Annotated in this window: 16 protein-coding genes, 1 pseudogene and 1 riboswitch; of the genes and pseudogenes, 5 read left to right on the top strand and 12 right to left on the bottom strand. The window is 39.1% G+C overall.

Annotation, left to right across the window (positions count from 1 at the left end):
• Positions 1 to 65 precede the first annotated feature (65 nt).
• A complete protein-coding gene (locus C232_RS0114955; protein WP_018664963.1) occupies positions 66 to 1271 on the top strand; it encodes an amidase in 1206 nt (401 codons plus the stop codon).
• A 54-nt stretch (positions 1272 to 1325) separates the two neighbouring features.
• Here C232_RS0114955 and hmpA read toward each other — a convergent pair whose 3' ends face one another.
• Positions 1326 to 2537, bottom strand: coding sequence for an NO-inducible flavohemoprotein (hmpA, locus tag C232_RS0114950; RefSeq protein WP_018664962.1), 1212 nt, complete (start codon positions 2535 to 2537; stop codon positions 1326 to 1328).
• 188 nt (positions 2538 to 2725) lie between these two features.
• Between hmpA and C232_RS0114945 the strand changes: the two genes are divergently transcribed.
• Positions 2726 to 3160: an RrF2 family transcriptional regulator gene (locus C232_RS0114945; protein ID WP_018664961.1), complete on the top strand. Its 435-nt coding sequence runs from the start codon at positions 2726 to 2728 to the stop codon at positions 3158 to 3160.
• Positions 3161 to 3750: 590 nt separating this feature from the next.
• On the opposite strand, the gene C232_RS0114940 is transcribed toward C232_RS0114945, so the two are convergent.
• Both C232_RS0114940 and C232_RS0114935 read right to left on the bottom strand, forming a co-directional pair.
• Entirely contained in the window at positions 3751 to 4068 is a 318-nt protein-coding gene (locus C232_RS0114940) for a nucleotidyltransferase domain-containing protein (RefSeq protein WP_018664960.1), read from the bottom strand.
• Between the two features lie 5 nt (positions 4069 to 4073).
• The gene (locus C232_RS0114935; RefSeq protein ID WP_018664959.1) at positions 4074 to 4475 is read right to left on the bottom strand and encodes a nucleotidyltransferase substrate binding protein; all 402 of its coding nucleotides are present in this window, start codon (positions 4473 to 4475) and stop codon (positions 4074 to 4076) included.
• Between the two features lie 378 nt (positions 4476 to 4853).
• Here C232_RS0114935 and C232_RS0114930 point away from each other — a divergent pair, with 378 nt between their 5' ends.
• A complete protein-coding gene (locus tag C232_RS0114930) occupies positions 4854 to 5615 on the top strand; it encodes a 2-keto-4-pentenoate hydratase (protein ID WP_018664958.1) in 762 nt (253 codons plus the stop codon).
• A gap of 254 nt (positions 5616 to 5869) precedes the next feature.
• On the opposite strand, the gene C232_RS0114925 is transcribed toward C232_RS0114930, so the two are convergent.
• From C232_RS0114925 to C232_RS0114895, 6 genes are all read right to left on the bottom strand, one after another.
• Positions 5870 to 6145, bottom strand: coding sequence for a hypothetical protein (locus C232_RS0114925; protein ID WP_018664957.1), 276 nt, complete (start codon positions 6143 to 6145; stop codon positions 5870 to 5872).
• Positions 6146 to 6206: 61 nt separating this feature from the next.
• The gene (locus C232_RS0114920) at positions 6207 to 7376 is read right to left on the bottom strand and encodes a phenylacetate--CoA ligase family protein (protein WP_018664956.1); all 1170 of its coding nucleotides are present in this window, start codon (positions 7374 to 7376) and stop codon (positions 6207 to 6209) included.
• Positions 7351 to 8439, bottom strand: coding sequence for a methyl-accepting chemotaxis protein (locus tag C232_RS19110; RefSeq protein ID WP_155891592.1), 1089 nt, complete (start codon positions 8437 to 8439; stop codon positions 7351 to 7353). Before C232_RS19110 ends, C232_RS0114920 begins: the two co-directional genes overlap by 26 nt.
• Positions 8440 to 8634: 195 nt before the next feature.
• Positions 8635 to 8719, bottom strand: a riboswitch (cyclic di-GMP riboswitch).
• 154 nt (positions 8720 to 8873) lie between these two features.
• Positions 8874 to 9338 carry a DUF5085 family protein gene (locus tag C232_RS0114905; protein ID WP_018664953.1) on the bottom strand — a complete coding sequence of 155 codons (465 nt, stop codon included), beginning with the start codon at positions 9336 to 9338 and terminating at the stop codon, positions 8874 to 8876.
• The gene (locus tag C232_RS0114900) at positions 9335 to 9787 is read right to left on the bottom strand and encodes a DUF5085 family protein (RefSeq protein WP_018664952.1); all 453 of its coding nucleotides are present in this window, start codon (positions 9785 to 9787) and stop codon (positions 9335 to 9337) included. The genes C232_RS0114905 and C232_RS0114900 overlap by 4 nt, the downstream gene beginning before the upstream one ends.
• A gap of 25 nt (positions 9788 to 9812) precedes the next feature.
• The gene (locus C232_RS0114895; RefSeq protein WP_018664951.1) at positions 9813 to 10703 is read right to left on the bottom strand and encodes a hypothetical protein; all 891 of its coding nucleotides are present in this window, start codon (positions 10701 to 10703) and stop codon (positions 9813 to 9815) included.
• 557 nt (positions 10704 to 11260) lie between these two features.
• Between C232_RS0114895 and C232_RS19540 the strand changes: the two are divergent.
• Both C232_RS19540 and C232_RS0114880 read left to right on the top strand, forming a co-directional pair.
• A pseudogene (locus tag C232_RS19540) lies at positions 11261 to 11404 on the top strand (ATP-binding protein); the annotation flags it as partial.
• Positions 11401 to 11592, top strand: coding sequence for a hypothetical protein (locus tag C232_RS0114880; RefSeq protein ID WP_018664948.1), 192 nt, complete (start codon positions 11401 to 11403; stop codon positions 11590 to 11592). The pseudogene C232_RS19540 and the gene C232_RS0114880, both read left to right, overlap by 4 nt.
• Positions 11593 to 12306: 714 nt before the next feature.
• Here the strand turns inward: C232_RS0114880 and C232_RS0114875 are convergent.
• From C232_RS0114875 to C232_RS0114865, 3 genes are all read right to left on the bottom strand, one after another.
• A complete protein-coding gene (locus C232_RS0114875) occupies positions 12307 to 12963 on the bottom strand; it encodes a zf-HC2 domain-containing protein (protein ID WP_018664947.1) in 657 nt (218 codons plus the stop codon).
• Positions 12953 to 13450, bottom strand: coding sequence for an RNA polymerase sigma factor (locus C232_RS0114870; protein ID WP_018664946.1), 498 nt, complete (start codon positions 13448 to 13450; stop codon positions 12953 to 12955). Before C232_RS0114870 ends, C232_RS0114875 begins: the two co-directional genes overlap by 11 nt.
• Positions 13451 to 13881: 431 nt before the next feature.
• Positions 13882 to 14127, bottom strand: a 246-nt coding sequence (locus C232_RS0114865; RefSeq protein WP_018664945.1) for a transposase, incomplete at its 5' end; no start/stop codon positions are given.

Genomic DNA, 14127 nt, shown 5'->3' with positions numbered 1-14127 from the left:
TGCAGCAAGTATTAAAAATCAAGTAAAGGCTGTCCCAACATCATTTTAATCAAGGAGTAATGATCATGGAAGATACATTCAATGCTTTTATCGATCCGGAATTATGTATTCAGCCGCAAGGAAACGGCATCCTGAACGGTACACATTTTGCTGTTAAAGATGTTTTTGCGGTAAAAGGACATCGCAATGCTGCCGGCAATCCGGATTGGTTTAAATCCCACGCTGCAGCGGATCAGCATGCGGCCTCAATCGATTTACTTTTAAAAGCAGGGGCATGCTTGACGGGCATAACGCATACGGATGAACTAATGTACAGTTTAAATGGTGAAAATTACCATTATGGAACGCCGGTCAATCCCCGTTCGAAGGATTGCATCCCCGGAGGATCTTCCAGCGGTTCTGCAGCCGCAGCAGCGGCCGGCTGTGTTGATTTTGCGATTGGAACCGATACAGGCGGCTCAGTCAGGATTCCGTCTTCCTATTGCGGCATCTTTGGCTTCCGTCCCTCACACGGCGCAACGAATATGGACGGGGTCATCCCGTTAGCACCGGCATTTGATACGATCGGATGGATGGCCCGGGATGCCCGTGTATTATACAAAGCAGGCCAGGTGTTACTACAGCAGAAGACAGATCCCGGGGCAGCATTCAAGCAATGCTATTACGCCGAAGATGCATGGGAATTGGCTGAAGAAGTGACAAAAAACACGCTTATAAGTAAAATGGCGGAGCTGAAACCGGCTTCTTTGCCAGTCTTAAAATCGAGAATTGCCGATGAATTATTAGGGACCTGGAGTGCTGCATTCCGTTTGCTGCAAGGCAGGCAAATTTGGGAAACACATGGGGACTGGATTAAAAACACCCATCCAAAGTTCGGGCCGGATATTCATGACAGATTTGAGTGGGCTTCTGCAATTCCAAAAGATGGGGAATGGGATAAAGCCAATCAGTTACGTGTAAAGATCCGGAATCGGTTAAGGGACATGCTGGGCAGTACGGGGCTGATTGTGATCCCGACAACGCCCGGCCCGGCGCCGGCTATCGGCAGGCCATTGCAGGAAGTGGAAAAGACCCGGACAAGTACCATGCAGCTCAGCTGTATTGCAGGCCTGGCCGGACTGCCGCAATTAACAATACCTTTTACAACCGATGATGGAAAACCGCTCGGGCTGTCTTTGATTGCGGGCTATGGACAAGATTTAAAACTTTTGGCCTGGACAAAAGAGTTGCTGATTCATGCCGCAAATGATGAACCGGCAAGTAAAAAATAGTGAAACTTCAATCAGTGGGATTTTCTTTTCCCCACTGATTGAAATCAGACTGATTTAAACTGCTGCAGCCGGAGCCAGTTCCATTGCCGGCCCAAAAAATTCATAGCGGATATTTTCTTTGGCAACGCCAAGCTCTCTTAAAATCTGTACCGCGTTTTTCAAAAACGGGACCGGTCCGCAAACATAACAAACAGTTTGCGATGTTACCATCTTTTCCATAAATGTTTTGGAAAGATGGCCTGTAAAATCGCAGCCGCTGTTTTCATGAAGCGGGTGGCCGTACCCGAAATAATGATGCCCATTTTCGAGTTTTTCAATATGGTGTTCTGCTTCATCCTTAAAAGCATGAAATTCTTCATTGCGGGCAGCATGAATAAAATGGACTTCGCGTTTAGAGCCGGCATCCGCCAGAGCTTCCAGCATACTCATCAGCGGCGTCAGGCCGACCCCGCCGCTGATCAGGGCAATCGGGGCTGGTTCATCGGTAAGTGTGAAGACGCCGGCCGGTGCGCTGATCTCCAGCTCATCCCCCACTTTGACTTGATCATGTAAATACGTTGACACCTTTCCATTCGGCTCATGATCCGCTTCCCGTTTCACCGAAATCCGGAAGTACTCATGTCCCGGCCCGCATGAAAGACTGTACTGGCGGTTAAACAAGTATGTCTCACCCGGAATTTTTACTCTCAGCGTAAGATACTGCCCCGGAAGATAAGACGGCACCGGTCCTCCATCCGCCGGTTTTAAATAAAATGAAGTAATGACATTGCTTTCTTTTACTTTTTTTACAACTGTAAACGGTTTAAAGCCTTCCCATCCGCCTCTTTTGGTTTCAGCTTCCCGGTACATTTTTTTCTCGACTTGAATGAAAACATCGGCAATGGCCCCATATGCTTCAGCCCAAGCCTGTAAAACTTCGTCCGTAGCCGCATCTCCTAATACTTCTTTAATGGCTTTCAGTAGAAATTCCCCGACAATCGGATAATGCTCCGGTTTAATGCCCAGGCCGCGGTGTTTGTGTGCAATTTGTTCCACAACCGGCAAGATCGTTTCCAAATGGTCAATATAAGAAGCAGCCGCTAATACGGCATTGGCCAGTGCTGTTTGCTGCCTCCCCTGTGACTGATTCGTTTGATTAAAAATATTCAGCAGCTCGGGATGTGCTGCAAACATGGTTTTATAAAAGTATGTAGTAATGTTCGTCCCTTGTGTTTTTAATACAGGTACAGTTGATTTCACAATTTCAATGGTTTTCTGTGATAACATGATTTCCACTCTCCAAATAGTAATATTTAAAATATATCTTTAAGATAGTGCTTCTTTCTTTTTAAAGCAATATATAAAATACATCTTTAATAATGTTGTCACATTTTTCTTTGAAGAAGGTTTCATAAAGAAAAAAAGAACGCCATTTTCGGCGTGAACAGGTATAATGGGATTGGCAGGTGATACAGATGCGTTTAACCAATTACTCTGATTATGCTTTACGCGAATTACTTTATCTGGCTTCAATGGAAGAAGGAAGATTAGCCAGCATCAAAGAAATCGCGGATGCCTACAACATCTCAAAAAATCATTTAATGAAAATCACATACGAGTTAAGCAAACTCGGATTGATCAAAACAGTGCGCGGAAGGGGAGGCGGCATATGCCTGAACAAACATCCCCGCGAAATTAATGTTGGAAAACTGATCCGCATAACAGAAGATGATTTTAAACTAGTGGAATGTATGGAAGATGGAGCCTCTGCCTGTATCATCTCCCCCGTTTGCGGATTAAAGCATGTTTTAAACGAAGCCCTCAACGCTTATCTCCGTGTGCTCGACAAATATACACTGGAAGATTTAGTAAAAGATCCCCTATCCTACAGGCAGCTGCTTGCAAAATAAAAATCAGGGCCGGATTTTTATCATTTTCCGACAGAAGACTCCCACCTCAAGGAATGTGAAGGGCATTAGCCCAATGAATAGGTGGGAGATGAATGTCGGTTGGCGTTAGCCAAAGTTGTTGAAGAGCAGGAACATATGTGCTATTATATATTTGTAAGTTGTTCTTTGAAAACTGAAGATATGAGGTTGTGACAGGAAAAACGTCTGTCACGTAAAATCTTCAACGTTCAATCGCCTACACCATGTATACCGAAGTTGCGAAAACCAAGCTAAAGTAGTAGGGTGTATGGCAGAGTAACGTACAAGATATGAATTCTCACCGTAGGGACTACGGGTGGAGCCTGCTCAATAACTAGTGGTTGCACTGGTGTTCGCAGGAATCCCCCACTTCAAGGCGATAGCCTAAGTGGCGGGTAGTTCAAATAGTCCGGCCCTGTTTAAATTGAAATTTTTTAAGGTCCCCCTCACTTTTATTACAAACGGTACAGTTTAAGAAAAGTTTTTAATAAGTCAAGGAAAGTGAATCTATGAACATTATTGCAGGAAGAAATGCGTAAGAAATTCAGTATTTAATTTGGCTGTTTTCATTCTTATGATACAATTTTTCGTTTTTGATACAAGACTTTCCCTTTCCTGTCAATATGATCCAATAATTTCTCATTATGGATTTCCTCGTAATGAAGAATGTCAAAAAAATACGGGATGGGATAGACCTCATTCAGTAAATCATTCAATTCAAAAATAACGTTATCCGTAACTTTCTCCCCGCGTATCGCAATATCCACGTCTGAACCGTTTTTATAGTTTCCCGTTGCCCGGCTTCCAAACAAAATAGCGCACTCAATTTCATCGAATTTTTTCAACGCCTGTAATATATACTGAATATCCCGTTCCAGTAATCCGTACATGTTATTTACTCCTTTAACAATTTTTCGTAGAGCGATCGAAAAGCGGGAAAGTAAACATGCTTAACTTCTTCAACAAATTTTTCAGCAAATGCTTCATCATATGTATGCGTGCTTAAATTCCTTTTGGACAAGGCATCCATCCATACATGGCCATCCTCAATCAATCCAAATTGAAATGCTTGTTTTATGGTTTCCCTTGGGCTTTTTACAAGATAACCCTGGGCTTCCAAATAATCTTTTTGCACTTTCCATGCCAATTCAAAAGTCATTTCAAAGAACTGAACGATTCCTGCTTTTTCAATTTCGGACGGGGTATCTTGATTATGATACTTTTCTAATAGTTTATACGACTTCTCAAAATTTTCAAACCTTTGTTTCCAGCGTATATCGTTTGGGGACGTATCCATTTCATGCAACTCCCTTCGAATCCGTGCATTAAAGTGTATATAATGAACTATTGTAACACGAAATCTTCACCTTAAACAGCCGAACTTTTGCACTGCTTTACCGCCTGCCTGCTCGTTTAATTATCATTTCTTTCCCAGTTTCGCGGACTCAACCATGTACATGACCAAATCGAACCGCTTTGCAAAAATAGGTGACGGGACTTTTTTCTCCGGAAAAAATGAGCAGCTGTTGAAATCGATATTTTATCTAACTTCCCTGCTCCCCTTTCATTTTTTATTCCGAAAAGTTTCCATTAAATTTTGTCTATCCTGACCAAAAAGTGTTAGAATGATAGATAAATTATATAAATATAAAATTTTAGCAAAGGTGGTTTGGTGATGTTAAACGAAGCTTTTTTAAGTACCTTGTATGAATCGTACAAAAATGTAAAAGCGCTGAACAAAGATATTTTTCCGGCAGGCATGGATTTAGATAAGGCTTACCAGGTCCAGCACGCCTTTACTGCAGCAAAAAAAGAAAACCATGAAACCTTAAAAGGGTATAAAATCAGCATGACAAGCCCCGAAACACAGGCATTATTTGATGCAAAAGAACCATTGTACGGCGAGTTGACAGATAAACAAGTGACAAATCATGTTTCTTTAAGCAAAGATATGCTTAATCCGTTGGTCGAATTGGAATTGGTTTTTCTTGTCAAGGAACGGCTTACGGCAAACGCCTCTGAAGCGGAAATCATCCAAAAAACACAAGTTGCACCGGGACTTGAAATTCCTGATTCCCGATTTAAGGACTGGTTCCCTAAAATGCCAAAAGAACAAGTTTGCGCAGATGGAGCTGTCGGCGGAAAAGTGACTTTTGGGGATGCCAAAGATTATACATATGACGATATTGATGATATCAATGGCCAACTGTTCTTTAATGGCCAGGTGCTCGACGAAGGCAAATCTTCAGTTGTCATGGGGCACCCGCTTCATGCCGTAAAATGGCTTTTGAAAAAATTGGGTGAACAAAAGAGAGCACTTGAACCGGGCATGTTTGTCTCATCCGGCACATTTGTCCTGCCGAAGCCGCCGGAAGCCGGAACATACAGCGGAAAATTTGAAGGAATTGGCACTGTGAAGTTGACGGTTACAGACTAGGAATGAAGCACCCGCACAGATAATGAACGGCAAAAAACATCTCCGGCATGCTAGAAGGAGATGTTTTTTGTAAGTAAGTATTCACAACGCGTGTTGGGAATTAACTGCTGCGGCTCCAGCATTTCCCGCAGTCCCCGTATTCAAAATGGATTGTTTTAAGCATTGGCTTTGGTTCCATTATACCTGTAAAGAAAATGGATCACATAACCAGCCGGTTGATCCGTGCTTGATAGAGGTTTTTACAAAAAGGAACCTTACATTCCTTCCGGGCGGTACAATGGCTGCAGGTTTTCAAGATCTTCAATGAACAGATTGATTTCTTCAGCGGATAAATGGACTGGCATTTGATCATATAAAGTCAGGATTTGGCCTTCATGATCATCCTGGTGTTTTTTCAAATAATCGTATAATGATCTGAACTGGTTTTCATTTATGGTCGATGCTGTTACAAATTGTTTTACATGCTGCAGTGAAAATTCATTCCGATTCTTATCAAACTCTCCGGTAATCACATTTCCTCTGATGTGCATCATGAACACTCCCAAGCCGGTTGATTTATAAGATTGTTTTGCCCTGTTGCTTGATTTTCATTCACGGAATTTCGATATAAGCATATTTGCTATAAGCCGGAACTTCGACTAATTTTGCAAGTGGAATAATATCATGAAATTCTACACTGACCGGAATACCCAATCGTGAAATGAGTTCTGCTTTAATGGATTCCGATTTTATTGCTTGCACATATTGTAAGCGTAATGTGATCTTTTCTTGTTCAATTTTGGCTTTCCACATAAACGGAACAGATGATAATGAATAGATGGCTTCTTGGAAATCATAAAAAGATTTTATTTCATTACCATAGTGAACAACATCATCATTTCTCCCATAATGAATCATAATCGGGTCCTGATTATGGCATTGACAACAGCTGCCATCTTTTATTTCTATCAAATCATTATTGAAATACCGGAGCAGTGGCATTCCTTCCCGCATTGTAGAGAGAACACAGTTGCCTTTATTTCCATTTTCAACGGGTTGTCCCATTTGATTCACTGCTTCGACTTTCACATTTGGATTACTTAAATGGTAATGGCCGTGTTCACAGCTCATGAATAAGCCGCCGGTTTCTGTACTTCCAAACAACAGGTAAACGGGTACTCCCCACATTTTTTCAATATACTTTTTTCGAGCCGGAGAAACTAGTTCACCCGCCAGTAAAAGCGCACGCAAACTTTTCTGCGGGAAAGAATACCCCAGCTGTTTGGCCGTTTGATGGATCTTTTCCGCTTCGGATGGCAGCATTGCCAAAATGGTCGGATGTGTACGATCCATGATTTCCACGATTCTTTTTTCAGGTGTAACCGAACTGGCTTTATCCGCACCGATATGCCCGGCATGGGTTTTCTGGCATGCCCAGTAAACAATAAAGGAAGGGATGGCCATGGCAAATGGAAAATGGTTTAAAATAAGATCATCCCTATTTAACTGTATAGATGAGTTGACAACAACCTCTGCTTCCTTTTCGGCATCTTTATAACTGTACCAGCTGGGTGTAGGCGTTCCTGTTGTTCCACTTGTTTCGTGGTAGGTGGCAATTTCCCCAGCGGGCACGCCCATAAGGTCAAAAGCGTCTGCATTTCTTAAGTGTACTTTTGTGGTGAAGGGAATCGAATTCCAATCTGTTATTTTTTTATCTTTTAAAAACCGTTGATAAAACGGTGATTTCAATGCTGCATCAAGAAACTTCTGATCTTTCAACATCCTTGTTGCCTTCTTTCTGAATCCGATTATGTAAGTTATTTAGGCCTGCAGAAAATTTCTTTACGTCGCCCAGTTTCTTAGAAAGATCGTTCACAACGGTATCTAATTCTTTAATTTTCGCTGTTCCGCCTTGTTGAACTTTCATTGTAAAGGCCGTTATATTCGTGACTTCTTCTGAACCGGAGGATAATTCCTGGACAGAAGCGGCTACTGACGTTATTTGGTCGGTAACTCCGCCTACTTTTGATTGAATGGTTTCAAATGCATGTTTCGCTTTATTGACTCCCTGAATGCCATCTGACACTTCATTCTTACTCTGCATCATAAATTGCACGGACCTCTTTACGTTATCTTGAACAGCATTTACAATCGTGCTCACTTTTTTAGTGGCCAAATCGGCTTCTCTCGAGAGCTTTTTCACTTCGTCTGCAACAATTGCAAAACCTTTTCCATGTTCTCCCGCTCTCGCTGCTTCAATTGATGCATTCAGCGCCAATAAGTTGGTTTGGCTGGAGACATCGGATATTGTTTCAATAATTTGGCCAATTTCAATGGATTGCTGTGATAATGAAGAAATGACTGCCGAAAGTCCATTCACATGCTCATAAATGGAATTCATCTGGTTGATTACTGCTTGAATAGATTGATAGCCATCTGCAGCCGTTTCAGATGCAGATATAGAATGGTTGGAGACAATCGCGGCACTTTCTGCAATTTGTTGAATACTGCTTGAGATTTCATTCATCGTACTTGTGCTTTTTTCCACGTTTTCAGTTTGGATGATTGCACCTTTTAAAATATCGGACGAGGCTTGTTGTGCCAGCTCCACATTTTTTGATAAATCCACCAGAGCTTGATCTAATCGTTTTGTATAACCGTGAATGGATTCAATAAAATCGGAAAGTTTATTTTGTTCCAATGGGCCAGGCACCTGCAGATCTGGTGTTTGTGTTATTTTGGTCTCTTTTTTGAAAAAAATGAGATCAAAAACCGAGATGAAAACGGAAATGATAATAGCGAAATATAATAGCAGGTTAGAATCATTTTCAAATAAAAAAATCAAAATGAGAACATTAGGAACGAACAAAGTCAAATAGGTTGTGATGATTCTAAAATTCACTTATAATTTTCCTTTCTATTTATGATTAGGGAATGCGTAAAACCTTGTGTAACAATAAAAAAATCCACCCAAAAAGAGTGGAAGACATTTTCAGTAATGGCATCTTCATATCCCATTACAACAAAATCCAATGTTCTTTTTGGCAACCCGACTGTCTTAGTTATTCAACCTTAGACTCGCAGCTTTGCGTCCTTCCCTTTCAAGAAGTTTGCCGTTTTCAAGATAGTATTTTTTTCCATTTCCCCCATCCATATTATACCAATATCATAAAGTTTTCAAAGTATTTTTAGGAAAATATTAATGATAGAAATATACCATATGGGATGTCCCTTAGGGCGGCAAACATGCCTTGCCCAAATCTCCGTAGTTGAAACCCCTTAAGAATTTTCTTCAGGCAACAGTCCATACCCGACACTCATTTCCGCATAATGCTTTCCTGACGGGTCAGTCTTATATTCCACAAATACAGGTGTCAACTGCACGATGTTATGGCTGTCGAAGTAATCCACCAGTTCCCAGTACTTGACCTGTGACTGAACATTAAAGTCTTCAGTGATCCTTGTCATGAGCATTGAGGAAACGTAAAAATAGCTGCGAAAAAAAATAAGCTCATCCGGGATTTCACAATAGTCTTCTTCAATTTGTAAAAAAATTTCTGCTGCCATAACTTCATCACGCGGATCACTCATCATTGAAAAAAACATCTTTCCATTCGGGTGATAGCCGTGATTGGTCAGGATTTTATCAAAATCTTCAACAGCCAGTTGAATTTCTTCCGGGACAAAGTTATACAGTTTAGAGACAATATTTCGATGGGCAATGTGATGGTTTTCAAAGATCATGATACTTCCTCCTCAACCGGCACATACAAATCTATCAGAACATCATCAAAAACTTCCAAAAGAACAATATAGAATGTGTCTTGCAGTTTTATATTTTCTGCCGCAGCATATTTTTTTACTTTCTCATAAGCCGCATAAAAATCAAGCTCTTCATCAGCCTGGCGCAGGCAGAGGGCATTATTCAATTCAAACCATTCCTGAAAATGGACAGGTTTTTCATGATTCGTCTTTACCGGTAAATTAATCGGCAAATAAAATGTAAAATGCCCGAACTTTTCCTCCCCTTCAACGGGCGCGACAGAGAAAAATACCGGCCCATTTTGATATACGTTTTCCTGCAGTGGCAAACCTTCCATCATAAGATAAGATTCAGTCCAGTCTTCTTTTAATTGGATCGTTTCATAGACCAATACATTATCAAATAGCAGCGGACGTTTTTCAATTTTCATTTTCATCTTCCTTTCCCGTTTTTAATCAATGGTACCAATTTTTAAATTTATCAATTATTATACTTGTCTTCTCATTATCCCCGGCTTTTTTGCTCCTTTTATCTACAAAAGAAGTACCCGCTTCAACTACCGGTATTTTTTTCTTCCTTTCCTCTATATCTTCGGAAAAAGGATATAAATTACCCTCTTTATCAAAATTGAAGCTTTTAAACCTAAACTTGCAGTATAGCATCACCAGCTGTTCAGGAAGAATACAAAGCACTACATAAAATATCAATATAGGAAATATAACTGACATAAAAAAGTCAATATCTATAATGCGAACATGTCTTGATAAGAAGATAATGGTAAAGGATAAGCCGGTTCCTGAAGTAATAAGCACAGGCATTAAGGCCATCATATTTTTTTCCGTAACTCTTCTCTGAATATCTTTCTTTGAATTTCTCTTAAAAGCGCCTTTCTTTAGTAAAATATAAAACCGAATAGCCTCGGCGCTGAAAACCAGCACTCCAATAATCAGTACAACTTTCGTAAACAGAATTAAAAATTCTGATCCAACATCCCCCTCGCCCATCAACACCAATGCCAGTAACAATGGAGACACCGAAAACATATTTTGCGAAGTGAGAATTAAAATTATATATTGTATTTTTTGACTCGTTTTATAAACAAAAGGAATACTATATATAAGCATCAAAACTGACAAAATTATAGAAATACGAAGGTGTACATCTAATATTTCATACCTACCCGGATAGTGTGAAAATTGGGCGAAGTGGTACTCCATACTTATAAGGAGCGCTTGAAATACTATTAATAAGAAGTTTAAGAGACCGATATTCCTCGGAGTTTGTTTCCCCGATTCAAAAGGCAATCTTAATGTCGCAAAACTGCTTTCTGATAAATTTTTTAGCATATGTATTTCTCCTTCAATGATACCAACTTTTTAGTTTAACCATAATCGAATCTTTTCTTTCTCTTCCGTATGCATCTTTTGATTTTATATTTAACATATATACAATCATAAAGGATAAACCGTAACCCACAACAAGCCCTACCCCTGGAATAGCCATACCTGCTATTATCGTCAACCCACCTTGAATGGCTCCTCCGACGGCTAAATCAACACCAGTATCTACTTGTAATTGTCAACTGAGCAAATTTTCACAGATGTAGCTTTGGATGAAATCTATCGTTTTTCCGGGGGAGCGCAAGGATCATCAACAAGATTTGTGCCCACCGTCTACTTTACGGAGCGCAAAACAGGCATCGAATCATTGACGATCATATGGTAAAACGTGTAATTGAAGGGGAACTTTCGTGAAATGACAATGATTTAAATTTAAGTATTAAACTCTTTGGGGGAAGCCACAATAAAGCGCAAACTGGCTTCCCCCTTAATTGACAACAATTCCGTGAATTTCTGGACAAATAACACCGTCTGTAATTTCCCGCCACTTTGGGGCGCCAGTAACACCAAGTGGATGGCATATGAAATTAGGAAGTGAAACGATTGCGGAGGCTATTTTAGACCGCATTATTCATGATTCCTACCAAATTTTAATAGACGGAGAAGTTTCCATGCGTGAACGCCATGGATTGGGAGGAACCAAATGATACCCGTAGAAGTTGAAAACCGTATAGCTAAGTATTTTTTCCAAATGTATTTACCTGATAGGGTAATGAATGAAATTGAAGGTAGGCTATTGCCCTCCTGCATATGGAACAAGGAAGAGGATTTAGACCATGACGAACTTGTCCGTTGGGGAATTGAGATTATTCAAGAGCAATTAGGTAATAAATAAATACGATTAATCAAAACAGCCATTGGAATTGAAATCTATTCCAATGGCTATTAATCATGATGTCGTTATACCAAAGGTGCTCTCTGTACAGCGCCCACTGAACCAACCCTCAGTAAACAACGGCTCAAACCCCCGCACGGCTGGCTTTAATCTATCCGCATTACTCAAGAAACAAAGCTATATCCTGTAACTTATAAAATATTGATCATAGGGCTTTTTTAATCACCGGTAAATACGCTGGCAATGCGCGGTAAATTCCTTGGCATACGCTGGTAAAAAAGATGGCAAGGGTGGTAAAATCCGGTGGCCGTAATCACATCCAAGTATTAAAGTGATACTTCATGATGATACAACCATTATGAGCTTTCGATTTCCAAGTAAATCATTTTTTATCTCACTCAAAATCTTTACTTTCTTTTATCTGTTTTTAATTTGTCCGATGCATAAATTCCTCACAAAAAAACAAAGAGCACTTGCTGCCTATAGCAGACAATCAAGTGCTTTATTAATGTTTATTCCTGTATGTTTAATAGTATAAATCAAGAGTTTCGCAAATAAAATCTATATAGAGCCTTTAAAAACATCTACATCGTTTTCGTTTAATACTGCTTTTATTTCATCACCTTCACAAACAACCATGAAGTCATTGGGTAAAGCAAGGACTTGACCTTGTTATATTTTTAATTTCTAAAGTCATGATTATAGCATCCTCCTTCAGTTATTGTTTGTTGCATTGTATAAATCCTTTAATGGTATTTTTTCTGTATTATCTTTATATCGAATGTGTACTACGTCTTCATCAGTAAGTTTTCTTTGTTCACCATTGTTTAGCAATAATGTGTTTTTATCTAAAAATGTATAAGTTACTTCACTTCCATCTTTAAACAATGACGCTGCTTCAGAAAAATCATTCCACTTTTCATAAATTATAATCTCATTCGTATAACTGTTTTCACTGTTTTCCATTGTTAAAAGATAACGATTATCATGTTTAGTTTGGAAAGATAAAGTAATAATGTTATCTTGTCGTTGAATAGTTGTACGCACATCATTTTCATCAGCTATCCACATGTGTGCAAAGAGAAAATAACTCCCAATGCATATAATAATGAAAATAATTAGCAATGACATTACTACAGTAAAAATCTTTTTTCTATTTTTAGATCGAACCTTTTTTAAGTAGTCGATATTTTTCTTCTCCTTTCTATGCTCATCATTACGTTCTATTAACAAATCCTCTTGCATTCCTTTAAGATACTCTCGACAATCTGCGCATTGTTTCATATGTTCTTCCATTTGTTTATTTGTTTCTTTACTTGTCAAATTTTCAAGATAGCTTGGTACTAAATCTTTAAATACATCATGATCCATTGGTAATATCACCCTTTCGTATTTGTTGTTTAGCGCGGTAAAACGTTACTCTTGCCCAATTTTCTGTTTCTCCAAAAATGGAACCAATTTCTTTAAAAGATAAATCACCTAATAACCGGAGATATAGAATTTCACGATTTTTATGACTAAGTTGATGTGCTTGTTTAAAAAATGAGATTTTATCTTCATTATTAAAGAATTCCTCTTCCAAATTATAGGAGTATTCATTTTTATTACGTATCAATTTAGCTAATTGGTTTCTTTTCTTTTCTTTATTTAATTCTTGCAACCAAACATTTTTCGCAATAGAACATAACCATGTAGAAAACTTTGCTTTTCCATTATCATTAAAGTTATCAATGGATTTAATTGCTTGATAAAACGTTTCCTGCGTTAATTCTTCAGCAGCTTGATTACTTTTGGTTAGTGATAATAAGTATCTATAAATAAAGTTCGCATAGTCTTGATATATGCTATCTGTATCCACGCTTTACCTCCTTTCATCAGTGGAGTAATCTCCAGATATTTAGAATAAATAGAAACATTGCAAATAAAATCATTCTTAGTTGTTAATAATTTTAGGTAAGTTAGAGAATCGTAATTTTACATTAGCTGTTTAACGTCAGCATTACAGCTTTTAAAATGTTTCTCATTTATATATCCAAGAATTTATTAATTCGTTACAAAGTCATTATTTTTTTATGATATTCTTCCGATTCAATAATTTTTACGGCTCTTCGCTAATTTGTGTGGGCTGAAGAGAGTGCTATACCCACCCCTGCCCCAGAATGATAGGGTAAGCCCCTTCTCAACTTTGGATAGAGTTCCATTCTGTAGGCAGTCTGTCAAGGAGAGCACTTGACAGACTGCCTACAGAATGAAGAGCTGTCAGTTAAGTTGAGAAGGAGCTACCCTTGCTTACGGTCCCACCTGAATAATGAGCTTGTTCACCGTGGCATAGATCATGGCGATAAAGTTTTTGGTTGTCCTGTAACCTCTGGCCTTGCGTTTTGCTGCTTGAACTAAACTGTTGATCCCTTCAAGAAGCCCATTTGTCATCTTTGAAACGAACCATCTTAAAATGCCTTTTTCATGTTTCTTAAGTGTTTGGGCTGCCTTTTTCATTGGCTCTAATTGTGAGCGAACTGCCCAATGATACCATTC

This window comes from Heyndrickxia acidiproducens DSM 23148 (genome assembly GCF_000374345.1).
GTDB lineage: Bacteria > Bacillota > Bacilli > Bacillales > Bacillaceae_C > Weizmannia > Weizmannia acidiproducens.
The sequence above is the reverse complement of the archived record's forward strand: the minus strand, read 5'-3'. Positions and strand labels throughout refer to the sequence as shown.